The sequence below is a fragment of the Amycolatopsis rhabdoformis genome (assembly GCF_035918295.1).
Classification (GTDB): Bacteria; Actinomycetota; Actinomycetes; order Mycobacteriales; family Pseudonocardiaceae; genus Amycolatopsis; species Amycolatopsis rhabdoformis.
On the sequence record NZ_CP142149.1, the window covers coordinates 567,406 to 580,566 of the forward strand.

Consider the following 13,161-nt stretch of genomic DNA (forward strand, 5'->3'; position numbering starts at 1 on the left):
CTTTACCGGACGGTGATCATCCGGTCACCCGGTTTCACAGCCGCAGTTGCAGCTCGGTGAGCAGCCGTTGCGCCGGGTCCGCGAAGTCGATGCCTGACACCTCCGTCGCGCGGCGCACGCGGTAGCGAACCGTGTTGGGGTGGATGTTCAGCGCCTTCGCGGCGGCCCGGACGTCGCCGAACGCGTCGAGGTAGGCGAGCACGGCGGGCACCAGGATGTCGCCGTGGTCGGTGTCGTGCGTGCGCAGCGCGGTGAGCCGCGGGTCGCGCAGCCGGGGCTGCTCGCCCAGGTAGGCCAGCACTTCCGACAGCAGCACGTCGGCGCGCACGTCGGCCAGCGAGGCCACGGCGTCGGGCCAGCGGCCGCGGGTCATCGCGAGCAGCACGCGGTCCGCGTCGCCGCGCGAAGCCGCCGCGTCGGACAGCCTCGGGACCACGCCGCCGAGCGCGGCGCGCACCGGCACGTCGAGGTGGCGTTCGGCCGTCGCGACGATTTCCTTGGCCAGCGCCAGAACCGCGGCGTCGGAGTGCTCCGGCAGGTCGGGCAGCAACGCGTAGACCCGGCCGCCGAGCACGCTCACCAGGGCACTGCGCCGGTACGCGGCCGTGTGCACCGCGATCAGGTGCACCAGCTCCGCGCGCCGCAACAGCCGGTCCGAAGCCGCCGAAGCGGTACCGGCCGAGGACAGCGCGAACGTGAGCACCTGCGCCGGGCGCGCAGGGTCGGCGCCGATGTCGTCGGCCACCGATTCGGCGTCGACGCGACCCTCGAGCAGGCCGGCCAGCAGGTCTTCCCGCAACCGCAGCTGCGGGCTCGGCAGCGTGCGCGCGCGGATGAGCTGAGGCGCCAGCGTGCGGCTCGCGCCGAGCAGCGCGACCTCGGCCTGCTCGGTGAGCGGCGTGGCGCCCTCCTGCACCCAGATCGTGCCCAGCGGCTGCGACCCCGCGTGGATGCCGGCCGCGATCCGCCGGCGGATGCCCAGCTCGGGCCGCTCGTCGATGCGCACGATGCCTTCCCCGGCGCGCAGCCGCTGGTACACCCCCCATTCCCGCAGCATCGCCAGGTACCGTTCCGGACCCTCGCGGCCGAGGATCGACAGCCGGCGCAGCTCGTCGACTTCGTCCGAGGAACGCGAGTACGCCAGCACGCGGCTCGCGGTGTCCTCGATGCTGACCAGGCCGCCGGTGAGCGTCGCGACCGTCTGCGCCAGGGCGAACAGGTCGCCCAGCACCTCGCCGGTCTCCGCCTCGCCGCCGGCGCGCGCCGCGTCGACGACCCCGCGCGCCAGCGCTTCCACCTGCTCCCACCGCGCCTCGGCGCCCACGGTGAGCAGCGCGACGCCCGCGTCGGCCGCCACGTCCGTGCCGCCTTCGCCCTTCAGCGCCACCGCGGCCGCCCCGCCGCGCCCGGCCGCACGGATGGCCGCGGCCGCCGCCCGCCCGCGCGCGCCGATCACCAGCACCAGGTCGCCGGGGTGCGCCTCGGGCGGGTCTTCGGGGTCGAGGATCACCACGTCCTCCACCGGCACGCCGAGGCCGCGCGGCGCCACGAGCACGCGCACGAGCGGCTCGCCGAGCGTCGCCAGCACGTGGCGCAGCGAGGTGGTGGGCAGGCCGTCGGGCACCTCGGCCGTCATGCGAGCACCTTCATCCACGCAAGCACTGTCATCCGATCGGACAAGTTCATCACCCCGATTCTAGCCGGTCGGACAAACCTGCCGACGCTTTCCGGAGTTACCGTTCGGGCATCCAGACCAGTACCGCCGCTAGAGGATCGAGGGAGCCGCCGTGGACGCCGTGACCCAGACACCCGCCCCGAAGAACGAGCCGGTGTACACCTACGCACCGGGCAGCGCCGAGCGCGCCGAGCTGGAAGGGGCGCTGAAGAAGCTGGGTCAGGCCGGTCCGGTCGACCTGACCGTGACCGTCGGCGGCGAGCAGCGCGCCGGGGGCGGCGAGAAGATCGACGTCGTCGAGCCGCACAACCACGGCCACGTGCTCGGCACCATCTCCAGTGCCTCGCAGCAGGACACGAAGGACGCGATCGCCGCCGCCGGCAAGGCCGCGCCGGAGTGGCGCGCCCTGTCGTTCGACGACCGCGCCGCCGTGCTGCTGCGCGCGGCCGACCTGCTCACCGGCCCGTGGCGCGCCACCCTCAACGCCGCCACCATGCTCGGCCAGTCGAAGACCGCCACGCAGGCCGAGATCGACGCCGCGTGCGAGCTGGCCGACTTCTGGCGCTTCAACGTCGAGTTCGGCCGCCGCGTGCTCGCCGAGCAGCCCTCGAGCTCGCCCGGCGTGTGGAACCGCATGGAGCACCGCCCGCTCGAGGGTTTCGTCTACGCGATCACGCCGTTCAACTTCACCGCGATCGCCGGCAACCTGCCCACCGCGCCCGCGCTGATGGGCAACACCGTGCTGTGGAAGCCCTCGCCGACGCAGAGCTTCGCCGCGCACCTGACCATGCGGCTGCTCGAAGAAGCCGGGATGCCGCCGGGCGTGATCAACCTGCTGCCCGGTGACGGCAAGGCCGTGTCCGAGGTGGCGCTCACGCACCGCGACCTCGCGGGCATCCACTTCACCGGCTCGACCCCGACGTTCCAGCACCTGTGGAGCACCGTCGGCGCGAACATCGCCGGCTACCGCGGCTACCCGCGCCTCGTCGGCGAGACCGGCGGCAAGGACTTCGTCCTCGCGCACCCGTCGGCCGACCTCGACGTGCTGCGCACGGCGCTCGTCCGCGGCGCGTTCGAGTACCAGGGCCAGAAGTGCTCGGCCGCTTCGCGGGCGTACGTGCCGCGCAGCCTGTGGACGCAGCTGAAGGACGGCCTCGTGAGCGAGACCGAGGCGCTGAGCTACGGCGACGTGAACGACCTCTCGCACTTCGGCGGCGCCGTGATCGACCGCCGCGCGTTCGACAAGCACGCGGCGCTGTTCGAGCGCGTGAAGGGCGACGCCGAGGTGGAGATCCTCACCGGTGGCACCGCCGACGACAGCGTGGGCTACTTCGTGCAGCCGACCGTGCTCGTGTCGAGCAACCCGAAGCACGAGATCTTCAGCACCGAGTACTTCGGCCCGATCCTGTCGGTCCACGTCTACGAGGACGCCGACTTCGACGAGATGCTGACGGTGATCGACGAGACCGCGTCGTACGCGCTCACCGGTTCCGTGATCGCCAACGACCGCACCGCCGTGGCCAAGGCTTCGCAGGCCCTGCGCTACGCGGCCGGCAACTTCTACGTGAACGACAAGCCGACCGGTGCCGTCGTCGGGCAGCAGCCCTTCGGTGGCGCGCGCGCCTCGGGCACCAACGACAAGGCCGGCTCGATCTTCAACCTGCTCCGCTGGACGAGCCCGCGCTCGATCAAGGAGACGTTCGTGCCGCCGACCACCGTGCGCTACCCGCACCAGGGCTGAGGGAGAAACCGCCATGCTGCGTGCCCCGTTGCTCGCCGCCGCCCGATCCCGGCGGATGCGCGCGCTGATCGAAGCGGTGCCGGCGACGCGATCCGTCGTACGCCGCTTCGTCTCCGGGTCCACGACCGCCGACGCCGTGCGCGCCGCGCGGGAACTGGCCGCCGACGGCCGGTCGATCACCATCGACCACCTCGGCGAGGACACCACCGACGCCGCGCAAGCCGCGGTGACGGTGCGGGCGTACGAGGAACTGTTGTCCGCCTTGGCCGAGCAGGGCCTGGCCGCCGGCGCGGACGTGTCGGTGAAGCTCTCGGCCGTCGGGCAGTTCCTGCCCGGCGACGGTGAGGGCGTGGCGCTGGAGAACGCGCGGAAGATCTGCGCGGCGGCCGAGGCCGTCGGCGCGACGGTGACGCTCGACATGGAGGACCACACCACCACGGACTCGACGCTCGGCATCCTGCGGGAGCTGCGCGGCGAGTACCCGTGGGTGGGCGCGGTGCTGCAGGCCTACTTGCGACGTACGGAAGCGGACTGCCGGGAGCTCTCGGGGCCCGGGTCGCGCGTGCGGCTGTGCAAGGGCGCGTACGCGGAGCCTTCGTCGGTGGCGTTCGAGGAGAAGGCCGAAGTCGACAAGTCGTACGTGCGGTGCCTGCGCGTGCTGATGGCCGGCGAGGGTTATCCGATGGTGGCGTCGCACGATCCGCGGATGATCGCCATCGCGCAGAAGCTGGCCGCCGACCACGGCCGCAAGCCCGGGGACCACGAGTTCCAGATGCTGTACGGGATCCGGCCGGAGGAGCAGAAGAAGATCGCGGCCTCCGGGCGGACGATGCGCGTGTACGTGCCGTGCGGCGACGAGTGGTACGGCTACTTCATGCGACGGCTGGCCGAGCGCCCGGCGAACCTGGCGTTTTTCCTGCGGGGCCTGGTCACGCGGTCCTGAGTTTGTGTGCTTGAACGCCGAAGACCCCTCGCGCCCGGTGGGTGGGAGGGGTCTTCGGCATCGTCGGCTGGTGTTCTCGCCGCCGCTCGGGGCGGCGGCGAGTGGCGTCAGGCCTGTTCTTGGGCGGCCTGCTCGGCAGCGGCGGCCTTCTTGACCTCGTCCATGTCGACCTCACGGGCCTGGCGGATGAGGTCCTCCAGCGCCGCCTCGGGCAGCGCGCCCGGCTGCGCGTAGATCAGCGTCTTGTCGCGGATCACGGCGAGCGTGGGAATCGACCGGATCTCGAACGCGGCGGCGAGCTGCTGCTGCGCCTCCGTGTCGACCTTCGCGAACACGATGTCGGAGTGCTTCTCCGACGACTTGTCGTACACCGGCGCGAACTGGCGACACGGCCCGCACCAGCTCGCCCAGAAGTCGATCAGGACGAATTCGTTGTCGGTCACGGTCTGGTCGAAGTTGGCGGTGGTCAGCTCAACGGTGCTCATGTCGTGCTCAACGGATGGCGACGGGTGGGAATTCCCGGCCGCCGGACGGGTCACCACCCTGCGCTGAGCGAGGCCGCGCAGTGACTCAGCGTGGCGTCCGAGGGGGCCGTCGCACGGGGCGAGGGCTCGGATTCGGGCCCCGGACTCGTCTTCGAGCTCCCGGGGCCCGCGAGCTCGACTACTGGCGGTAGCCCTCGACCTCACCGACGCTGCGCGCCTTCGCGTCGTCCGGGTTCTCGTGGAACTCCGTGCGGGCGCGGCGCTGGCGGAGCAGGTCCCAGCACTGGTCGAGTTCCTGCTCGACCTTCGTGAGCTTGGCCTGGTCGTCGCCGGTCAGGCCGGTACCGACCGACCGCGCCCGAAGCTGGTGCTCCTCCGCGATGAGGTCGTCGATGCGGCCCAGGATCTCGCCGTCTGCCATGGGTGTTCTCCTCGGTTCGGACTACTGGAGGCTGACGCTACCTCAGGGCACGCCCGAACCCGTTGTCGCGTAGAGGCCGTTCACGCCGGGCAGAGCGTCCCGTCCGTCGGGACCTTGCCGTCGATCAAAAAGGCCTGCGCGGCCGCCGTCACGCACGACGATGAGCCGACAGCCCCGTGCCCCGCGCCCTGCCAGGAGATGGTTACCGCGCTCGGCATCTGGTCCGCCGCGCGGGTCGTGCCGAGTTCCGGGGTGACGGGGTCGGTGGCGGTGGCGGCGACCAGGATGGGCGGGGCGCCCGGGGCGCCGGCGGCGGGGAGGGGCTCGCGGCGGACCGGCCAGGCGCCGCACCAGGCGAGTTCCTGGGCGATGGCGGAGCCGAACTGGGGGTACTTCGCGCGCATGCCCTGGTTGACCTTGTCGATCTGGTCGGCGGGCAAGCGGGTGGCGGCGTCGTTGCAGCGGGTGGCCATGGTGCCGCCGATGCGGGAGGTGCGGCCTTGCGCGTCAACGATCACGGGGTCGGCGAAAGACTCCAGGGAAGTCACGTCGCCGGAGCGGGCCGCGGCCAGGGCGGTGGCCAGGGCGGGCCAGCGGGTGCGGTCGGTGAGGCCGAGGTAGACCGCGTAGGTGGCGATGCCGGGGGTCACGGTGACGCCGTCCGGGGTGGTTTCCGGGGTGGTGCGGAGGCGGTCGGTGATTTGCGTCAACGCGGCTTTCGGGTCGCCGAGACCGCAGCCGCGGGCGGCGCAGTCGGCGGCGAAGGCGTCGAAGGTCGCCTGGGCGCCGGCGGCGACGGCGTCGAGGACGGCGGCGCGGTCTTCGCCGGGGTCGGGGAGGCCGTCGAGGACCATGCGGCCGACCTGGGCGGGGTAGCGGACGGCGTACTCCGAGAGAACCTTGGAGCCGTCGCCGCGGCCGAGGGCGTTCAGGTGGGGGATGCCGAGCTGGGTGCGCAGCTGCTCGAGATCACCGGCGGTGCGCCAGCTGTCGAGGGCCGTCTGGGCCGTGTCGAGGTCGATGGCGCACTGCTGGCCGGCGCGGCGGGCCGCGTCGAGGACATCGGACAGGTCGCCTTGAGCCGGGTCGGCGCTCAGCAGGGCGTCGCGGGCTTCCGGGGGCACGCACTGCACACCACCCGAAAGGCCGGTACCACGGCGGTCGACGCCGATGAGAGAGAACTTCTGCAGGAACGCAGGGGGCAGCTGCGAAGCCAGCCGCGCGGCGAACACGGAGCCGGGTTCGCCGCCGACGTCGTTCACGACCACGAGCGGGATCGGGCCGTCGCCGGCCTTGAGCACGAGGATGCGGGCGAGCAGGTGCTGCGTGTCGTCCGGGGCGTCGAGCGGGCTGGTGAAGCGGGCGCACGTGAAGTGCAGCGAATCCGGCACGGCGGGGGAGCCCATGCGCAGGCGGGTGTCGTCGTCGCAGTCGGTCCAGCGCAGCGTGGCCGACTGCGGCTGCGTGAGCGGCGGCAGCGGCACCGGTGCGGCGCTCGGGGCCGGCGCCTGCGTGACCTGACCGTCGTTGTCCACCACGGCCGGGCGCACCGACGGGCCCGTGGTGCAGCCCGCCACGGCCAGCACCCCGAGCACTGCCGCCAGGACACGCAGACAGGGACGGCGGGTGGAACGGCGGCGCACGGGCTGGTCCTCACGTGGAGAGTCGGTCTCGTCCGACGAGCTTGGCACGCCGGGTGTGGGACGGAAGTTAGCGGGTCCGCACGACCTCGCCGCGGAACACGGCCGCCAGGTCGTAGCGCGCGGGTTCCTCGAGCTGCGCGTATCCGCACGACGCCGGCTCCCGGTCCGGGCGCCAGCGCTTGAACTGCGCGGTGTGCCGGAACCGCGAAGGGTCGCCGCCCTCGGTGTGCTCGTAGCCGACCTCGACCACGCGCTCCAGGCGCAGCGGCACCCACGGCTGCTCGGTCGCGCGCCAGCGCGTGATGCCGCCCGGGATCCGCTGGCCCTCGCGCACGGCGTCGCCCAGCCACGGGTGGCCCTCGCCGTCGGTGATCAGCGGCGCCAGCTCCTCGGCCAGCTCACGGCGGCGCTGCACCGGGAACGAGCCGACCACCCCCACGTGGTGCAGCAGCCCGTCGGCGTCGTAGAGCCCGAGCAGGAACGAGCCCACGGCCTCACCCGGCTCGCCGTCCACGTGCCAGCGCAGGCCCGCCAGCACGCAGTCGGCCGTGCGCGAGTGCTTGTACTTGAACAGCACCCGCTTGCCCGGCGAATACGGCTCGTCCAGCGGCTTGCCGATCACACCGTCGAGCCCGGCGCCCTCGAACAGCTCGAACCAGTGGCGCGCGGTGTCCGGGTCGGTGGTGGCCGGCGTGAGGTGCACGCCGTCGCCCGCGATCTGCTCCAGCCGGGCGCGCCGCGCCGAAGTCGGTTCGTCCAGGAAGGACTCCGCCCCCAGCGCCAGCACGTCGAACGCCACGAACTCCGCCGGCGTCTCCTTCGCCAGCAGCTGCACGCGGGAGTCGGCCGGGTGGATGCGCTCGGTCAGCGCGTCGAAGTCGAGCTTGCCGCCGCGGCCCACCACCAGCTCGCCGTCGAGCACGACCTGATCGGGCAGCGTGGCCAGCAGCCGCTCCACGACCTCGGGGAAGTAGCGGTTGAGCGGTTTCTCGGCGCGCGACTGCAGGGTGAGGTCGTCACCGTCGCGGAAGATCAGGCAGCGGAAGCCGTCCCACTTGGGCTCGAACAGCAGCCCGCCGGAGTCGGGGATCGCTTTCGCCGGCTTGGCGAGCATGGGCTTGATCGGAGCCTGCACGGGGAGGGCCATGCGGGCATTCTGTGCGAAACGCGCGGTCAGCGCACGCGTGCCGGCCCCGTGGTGTCGAGTTCGAGCCGCACGGCCGTGGGCAGCGAGTCGAGGCCGAGCGCTTCGCGGGCCCGCGTGAGCACGTACTCGTCGAGGTCGGTCCAGATGCGCCGCACGTCGGTGCCTTCGCTGAGCCACAACGTGACGCGCAGCGCCGGCTCGGCGGACGTGCCGACGGCACGAGCGCGCGCCCGCGTGACCCCGGCGATGGCCTCGGCGTCGGTCTGCACCGCGCCCGCGACCGCGCCGGCCGTGACGGTGAGCTCGGCGCCGGGCGTCTCGTCGAGCGCCAGGTCGGGGCGGCGTTCGGGGCGCAGTGAGCGGAAGAACCACCACAGCCCGAGCCCGAACAGCAGCACGCCGAGCACGACGGCGCCGATCCGCGCGTACAGCTGGTTGGCGGCGAGCCAGCTCACGGCCATCGGGTCGAGCAGCGGCCGCTGCGCGCGGAACGCGCCGAGCCAGCCCTGCCCCACCACGAGCGCGGTGGCCCCGGCGAGCACGGCGACCAGGCCGATCAGGAACGTCAGCGTGCGCTCGGCGCCGTGCGATCGGGCCAGCGCACGGCTCGCGGTCTTGCGGCTCATCGGCGGTCCTTCGGTGAATCGACGACCACGCTCACCTTCGGCCGGCGCTCGAGCGGGACGTCGTCCAGCACCGTCGCGACGGTCTCCAGCAGCCGCGGCCGCAGCTGTTCCTCGTTCTCCAGCCGGCTGGTCGCGCGCACCCGCACCTTGCGGGCACTCGCGGTCACGCTCGCGCCGGACACGTTGGCCTGCGCCCGCACGGCGAGGCCCACCAGCCGCGCCAGCGCCCGCGGTGAGGTGCTCACGCAGATGCCCTCGGCCGGGTCGGCCATCCGCACGGCGCGGTTGCCGGCGGCCAGCGCGAACACCACGAACAGCAGCCCGGCCACGAGCACGACCACCGCCGTGACCCGCACCGGCGTGGCCGTCCACGAGAGGCCCGCGAGCGCTTCCCGCCAGCGTTCCCACGGCACGATCAGCGGCGCGCTCCCCGGCCGCCACCACCGCCACCCGACCTCGATCGCCAGCAGCGCCCCGCCGATCGCGACGGCCAGACCGAGCACAGTGGACAGGAACCGCACGAGGAACCGCATCAGCGCACCCTCGGCCGGACGTCGGGCAGCAGCGCCGAAACCGTGACGGCGATCGAGCGCACGCGGTACGCCGTGATCCGCTCGACCTCCTCGGTCACCTTCGCGCGCACCTCCCCGGTCACGGCCCGCACCGGCGCCGGGTACCGCAAGGCCAGCTCCAGCGCCAGGTCCACGTCGTTGTCCTCGCCGCCGACCTTCGCGGTGGCGCCGGAGCGGCCGCGCGTGAGGCCGGCGACGCGCCGTTCGGTCTGCACGGTGCCGGGCACCAGGTCCGCGGCGTGCTGCGCGACCTTGCGCACCACGGCGTGGGCGATGCTCAGGCTGCCGCGCTCCTCGGGTTCGGCCAGGTCGCCCCGCGGCAGGTCGACCTGCAGGGTTCGCGCGGTCACTTGTCGCGGCCCCGGCCGAAGAGGTCGCCGAGGTCGAGCTCACCGTCGACGACCCGGCCGATCACCAGCCCGACGACACCCACGGCGAAGGTGACCAGGAAGGCGGTGAACCCCTGGGTCGCGGCCAGGCCGAGAATCAGCCCGGCGAGGATTCCGGTCTGCGTTGCGTTCAACGTTTCCTCCTGCTGCACAAGGGCTTTCGGGTTTCTCGGGTCATTCCACGCGGGACGAGTCGGGCTCGTCGTCCTCGTCGGGCAGGTGCACGTCGTTCACGGCGATGTTCACCTCGATCACCTCGAGCGCGGTGATCTGCTCCACGGCCTCGATCACGTTGCGCCGCACCGCGCGCGAAACCTCCACGATCCGCGCGCCGTACTCCACGACCAGGTCGAGGTCGATCGCCGTCTGCTTCTCGCCCACTTCCACGGCGACACCGGCGGTGGACGTGGTGCCCGAGCCGGGAATCCGTTCCTTCAACGCCCCGAACGCGCGGGACACCCCGCCGCCCAGCGCGTGGACGCCGGCGATCTCCCGCGCGGCGAGGCCGGCGACCTTCTGCACCACCAGCGACGAGATCGTGGTGCGGCCCGCGGCGCCTTCCTCGTTGAGCGGTGTGGTGATCGCGGTTCCCGGCACGTCGGTCCGGCGGGGGCTCGGCTGCACCATGAAAGTTCGCTCCTCGCTGTCGGTGGGGACGGCGCCGCTGGTGTCGGCGCCGGAAGCTTGCCCACTCCTACGATGTCCGAACCGGGAAAAAGCTCACGGCGGGTCACTCGAACGGGTGAGTACCAGTCGGTGCCCCGACAAAAACGACCGTGGCCGGAAGTCGGCCACGGTCGGGGAAATCAGAAGCCCTCGCGTCAGACCTTGCGCGCCACGGCACCCGCGATGATCTGCTGCGCGATGGTCGGCTTCGTGTAGCGGGGGCCGTCCGGCCACCAGTCCGCCACCGCGACCACGTCGGATTCGCCGCCCGCGCTCGACGGGATGATCTCCAGCTCGTGGAACAGCTCGCGGATCTCGGTCTTGGTGCGGGAGGTGATGTCGCGCATCGAGCCGCGGCGGATCACCTCGAGGGTGGCCCGCAGCGTCTCGTCGTACTCGGAGCCGTCGTCGGGGTCGATCACGTGGCTGATCACCACGAACGAACCCGGCGGCAGCCGGTCGATGAACTGCTTGGTCACCTCGGCGGGCCGGCCGCGGTCGCCCTTGTGGTGGTGCAGCGCGGCCACGAACAGCAGCGCGATCGGCTGCGACCAGTCGAGCGATTCGCGCACCTCGGGGTTGTCGAGGATGCTCTCGGGCTCGAAGATGTCGGCCTGCACGAACTTCGTGTTGCCGTTCTCCTCCAGCAGCGCGCGGCCGTGGGCGGCCACCACCGGGTCGTAGTCGACGTACACGACCTTCGCCTCGGGGTGGATGCGCTGCACGACCTGGTGCACGTTCTCGGCCGTCGGCAGGCCCGAGCCGCAGTCGAGGAACTGGCGCACCTCGGTGTTGTTGGCGAGGAACCGGCACACGCGGGTCAGGAAATTGCGGTTTTCCCAGGCGACGTCGGACACCTCGGGCATCGCGGCGGTGATCCGCTCGGCCTCGTGCCGGTCGACGTCGAAGTTGTCCTTGCCGCCCAGCAGGTAGTCGTACACCCGCGCGACGAACGCCCGAGTCGGGTCCACTCCCACGGGGGTGTTGTCCGATTCGAGCACCACACGATCCTCCCGGGGGACGAGCCACTGTGACCGACGCGGCACCGAGGGTAGCCCCGGCAGGTCGACGGCAGGAAGCGGGTCGCGCGCGGTTGCTCCGCTTGGCGGTGAGCACTGGTTCTCCGGCCGGGCACCGCCTCCCGGCCGGTGATAGTGCCCACAAGCCACGCCCGTCGCCCGGCCGCCGCGGGCGCCGAACCGGCTCCGACCGGCCGATATGTGTGCGGACGCCCGAACGAGCCGGACGCCGGGCCTGGTTAGGCTCTGCAGCCATGCCCGCAGCCGCCCTGACCGACCGGTTTCCCGAGCTCGGGGCCGACGAGCTGATCACCTCGCTGGTGCCGCCGCCGCGGTTCGGCGAGGCCCGGTTCGCCACCTACCTCCCGAACCCCGACGAGCCCAGCCAGGCCGCCGCCGTGCGGTCGTGTTCGGCGTTCGCCGGGCGGATCGGCGACCGGCCGGCGAAGAAGTCGCGGCTCAAGTCGATGTTCGGCGGTGGCGAGACCGCCCCGGCCGGGCCGATGGGCCTCTACCTCGACGGCGGGTTCGGCGTGGGCAAGACCCACCTGCTGGCGTCCACTTGGCACGACGCGCCTTCGCCCAAGGCGTACGGGACTTTCGTGGAGCTGACCCAGCTCGCGGGCGCGCTCGGGTTCGCCGAGGCCGTGCGGCGGCTGTCGGAGCACCGCCTGCTGGCGATCGACGAGTTCGAGCTCGACGACCCGGGCGACACCACGCTGGTGTGCCGGCTGCTGCAGGAGCTCACCGACGCGGGCGTGTACATCGCCGCCACCTCGAACACGCTGCCCGACAAGCTCGGCGAAGGCCGCTTCGCCGCCGAGGACTTCCTGCGCGAGATCCAGGCGCTTTCGCGCCGATTCGAAGTGGTGCGCGTGGACGGGCCGGACTACCGCCACCGCGGCCTGCCCGACGCGCCGCCGCCGGTGACCGACGAGGAGCTCGACGCGTCGGCCGCCGCCCACGAACGGTCCACTGTGGACGAGTTCGACGCGCTCGTGGAGCACCTGGCCAAGCTGCACCCTTCGCGCTACGGCAAGCTGCTCGACGGCGTGCGGCGCGTGCACCTCAAGCACGTGACGCCGGCGCCGGACCAGAACGTGGGGCTGCGGCTGGTCGCGTTCGCCGACCGGCTCTACGACCGCGCGATCCCCGTGGTCGTGTCGGGTGTGCCGCTGCCGGAGCTGTTCCCCGAGGAGATGGTGAACGGCGGCTACCGCAAGAAGTACCTGCGCGCGGTCAGCCGGCTGACGGCGCTGGCACGCGACGCGGTGTGACCGCGCGCAGCCCGGTGACCACGGCGGTGGCGAAGAACGCGCCGCCGACGATGTCGGTGAGGTAGTGGTAGCCGAGGCCGATCATGCCGATCGCCGCGCAGCACAGCAGCACCACGCCGACCACGACGGTGAGCACCTTCGGCCGCGCCAGCAGGACCAGCACCACGAGCACCGTCACCAGGCTCACCGTGTGCCCGCTGGGGTACACGAGGATGCCCTCTTTCCAGCGGTCGAACAGCGGTTTGAGCACCCACGTGTTGAGCCCGAGCGCGAGCGCCGGGCCCGCCACGGCCAGCGCCGCGTCGGGCCACCGGCGCCGGTACGCGCAGACTCCGGCGATGATCGCGATCGCGGGGATCAGCACGAACGGCTCGGTCGGCAGCACGAGCACGTCGAGCGTGGTGCGGCCGAGGCCGGAGATCGCGTGCTCGGCCCACGAGTCGAGCGCGCCGGGGGAGTGGCCGCCCGCGTAGACCAGACCCAGCGCGACCGTCGCCACCACGCACAGCACGGCGACGAGCGCCAGGATGCGGCTCAAGGTTCCCTCCTCCGGAAGC

Annotated in this window: 15 protein-coding genes; 3 read left to right on the plus strand and 12 right to left on the minus strand. The window is 72.4% G+C overall.

Features of this window, described 5'->3' with window-relative positions; translation table 11 throughout:
- Nucleotides 1–34: 34 nt before the first annotated feature.
- A complete protein-coding gene (locus VSH64_RS02650) occupies nucleotides 35–1,636 on the minus strand; it encodes a PucR family transcriptional regulator (protein WP_326833842.1) in 1,602 nt (533 codons plus the stop codon).
- A gap of 151 nt (nucleotides 1,637–1,787) precedes the next feature.
- Here VSH64_RS02650 and pruA point away from each other — a divergent pair, with 151 nt between their 5' ends.
- The gene (gene pruA / locus VSH64_RS02655; RefSeq protein ID WP_326833843.1) at nucleotides 1,788–3,416 is read left to right on the plus strand and encodes an L-glutamate gamma-semialdehyde dehydrogenase; all 1,629 of its coding nucleotides are present in this window, start codon (nucleotides 1,788–1,790) and stop codon (nucleotides 3,414–3,416) included.
- Between the two features lie 13 nt (nucleotides 3,417–3,429).
- Nucleotides 3,430–4,359: a proline dehydrogenase family protein gene (locus VSH64_RS02660; RefSeq protein ID WP_326833844.1), complete on the plus strand. Its 930-nt coding sequence runs from the start codon at nucleotides 3,430–3,432 to the stop codon at nucleotides 4,357–4,359.
- A 107-nt stretch (nucleotides 4,360–4,466) separates the two neighbouring features.
- Here the strand turns inward: VSH64_RS02660 and trxA are convergent, their stop codons facing one another.
- The 10 genes from trxA to VSH64_RS02710 form a co-directional block, all read right to left on the minus strand.
- A complete protein-coding gene (gene trxA / locus VSH64_RS02665) occupies nucleotides 4,467–4,844 on the minus strand; it encodes a thioredoxin (RefSeq protein WP_326833845.1) in 378 nt (125 codons plus the stop codon).
- Nucleotides 4,845–5,022: 178 nt separating this feature from the next.
- On the minus strand, nucleotides 5,023–5,265 hold the full coding sequence (locus VSH64_RS02670; RefSeq protein WP_326833846.1) for a DUF2630 family protein: 243 nt from the start codon (nucleotides 5,263–5,265) through the stop codon (nucleotides 5,023–5,025).
- An 80-nt stretch (nucleotides 5,266–5,345) separates the two neighbouring features.
- On the minus strand, nucleotides 5,346–6,908 hold the full coding sequence (locus tag VSH64_RS02675; protein WP_326833847.1) for an alpha/beta hydrolase: 1,563 nt from the start codon (nucleotides 6,906–6,908) through the stop codon (nucleotides 5,346–5,348).
- Between the two features lie 67 nt (nucleotides 6,909–6,975).
- Entirely contained in the window at nucleotides 6,976–8,055 is a 1,080-nt protein-coding gene (locus VSH64_RS02680) for an ATP-dependent DNA ligase (RefSeq protein WP_326833848.1), read from the minus strand.
- Nucleotides 8,056–8,081: 26 nt separating this feature from the next.
- Nucleotides 8,082–8,681, minus strand: coding sequence for an Asp23/Gls24 family envelope stress response protein (locus VSH64_RS02685; RefSeq protein ID WP_326833849.1), 600 nt, complete (start codon nucleotides 8,679–8,681; stop codon nucleotides 8,082–8,084).
- A complete protein-coding gene (locus VSH64_RS02690; RefSeq protein ID WP_326833850.1) occupies nucleotides 8,678–9,214 on the minus strand; it encodes a DUF6286 domain-containing protein in 537 nt (178 codons plus the stop codon). The genes VSH64_RS02685 and VSH64_RS02690 overlap by 4 nt, the downstream gene beginning before the upstream one ends.
- Nucleotides 9,214–9,588, minus strand: a complete 375-nt coding sequence (locus VSH64_RS02695) for an Asp23/Gls24 family envelope stress response protein (RefSeq protein WP_326837885.1) — start codon at nucleotides 9,586–9,588, stop codon at nucleotides 9,214–9,216. Before VSH64_RS02695 ends, VSH64_RS02690 begins: the two co-directional genes overlap by 1 nt.
- A gap of 11 nt (nucleotides 9,589–9,599) precedes the next feature.
- Nucleotides 9,600–9,776 carry a hypothetical protein gene (locus VSH64_RS02700; protein ID WP_220238397.1) on the minus strand — a complete coding sequence of 59 codons (177 nt, stop codon included), beginning with the start codon at nucleotides 9,774–9,776 and terminating at the stop codon, nucleotides 9,600–9,602.
- A 40-nt stretch (nucleotides 9,777–9,816) separates the two neighbouring features.
- Nucleotides 9,817–10,269, minus strand: a complete 453-nt coding sequence (locus VSH64_RS02705) for an Asp23/Gls24 family envelope stress response protein (RefSeq protein ID WP_326833851.1) — start codon at nucleotides 10,267–10,269, stop codon at nucleotides 9,817–9,819.
- Between the two features lie 194 nt (nucleotides 10,270–10,463).
- Complete coding sequence (locus VSH64_RS02710; RefSeq protein WP_407655671.1) at nucleotides 10,464–11,285, minus strand: SAM-dependent methyltransferase; 822 nt, start codon at nucleotides 11,283–11,285, stop codon at nucleotides 10,464–10,466.
- Between the two features lie 296 nt (nucleotides 11,286–11,581).
- Between VSH64_RS02710 and zapE the strand changes: the two genes are divergently transcribed.
- Complete coding sequence (gene zapE, locus VSH64_RS02715) at nucleotides 11,582–12,604, plus strand: cell division protein ZapE (RefSeq protein WP_326833853.1); 1,023 nt, start codon at nucleotides 11,582–11,584, stop codon at nucleotides 12,602–12,604.
- On the opposite strand, the gene VSH64_RS02720 is transcribed toward zapE, so the two are convergent.
- Nucleotides 12,567–13,142, minus strand: coding sequence for a phosphatase PAP2 family protein (locus VSH64_RS02720; protein ID WP_326833854.1), 576 nt, complete (start codon nucleotides 13,140–13,142; stop codon nucleotides 12,567–12,569). The two genes, zapE and VSH64_RS02720, sit on opposite strands and share 38 nt — an antisense overlap.
- Nucleotides 13,143–13,161: the final 19 nt, after the last annotated feature.

Coding starts and splice junctions, on each gene's coding strand:
- trxA (WP_326833845.1), bottom strand. CDS start 4,844: ATGAGCACCGTTGAGCTGACCACCGCCAACTTCGACCAGACCGTGACC.
- VSH64_RS02690 (WP_326833850.1), bottom strand. CDS start 9,214: ATGCGGTTCCTCGTGCGGTTCCTGTCCACTGTGCTCGGTCTGGCCGTC.
- VSH64_RS02685 (WP_326833849.1), bottom strand. CDS start 8,681: ATGAGCCGCAAGACCGCGAGCCGTGCGCTGGCCCGATCGCACGGCGCC.
- VSH64_RS02670 (WP_326833846.1), bottom strand. CDS start 5,265: ATGGCAGACGGCGAGATCCTGGGCCGCATCGACGACCTCATCGCGGAG.
- zapE (WP_326833853.1), top strand. CDS start 11,582: ATGCCCGCAGCCGCCCTGACCGACCGGTTTCCCGAGCTCGGGGCCGAC.
- VSH64_RS02680 (WP_326833848.1), bottom strand. CDS start 8,055: ATGGCCCTCCCCGTGCAGGCTCCGATCAAGCCCATGCTCGCCAAGCCG.
- VSH64_RS02705 (WP_326833851.1), bottom strand. CDS start 10,269: ATGGTGCAGCCGAGCCCCCGCCGGACCGACGTGCCGGGAACCGCGATC.
- VSH64_RS02660 (WP_326833844.1), top strand. CDS start 3,430: ATGCTGCGTGCCCCGTTGCTCGCCGCCGCCCGATCCCGGCGGATGCGC.
- VSH64_RS02650 (WP_326833842.1), bottom strand. CDS start 1,636: ATGACGGCCGAGGTGCCCGACGGCCTGCCCACCACCTCGCTGCGCCAC.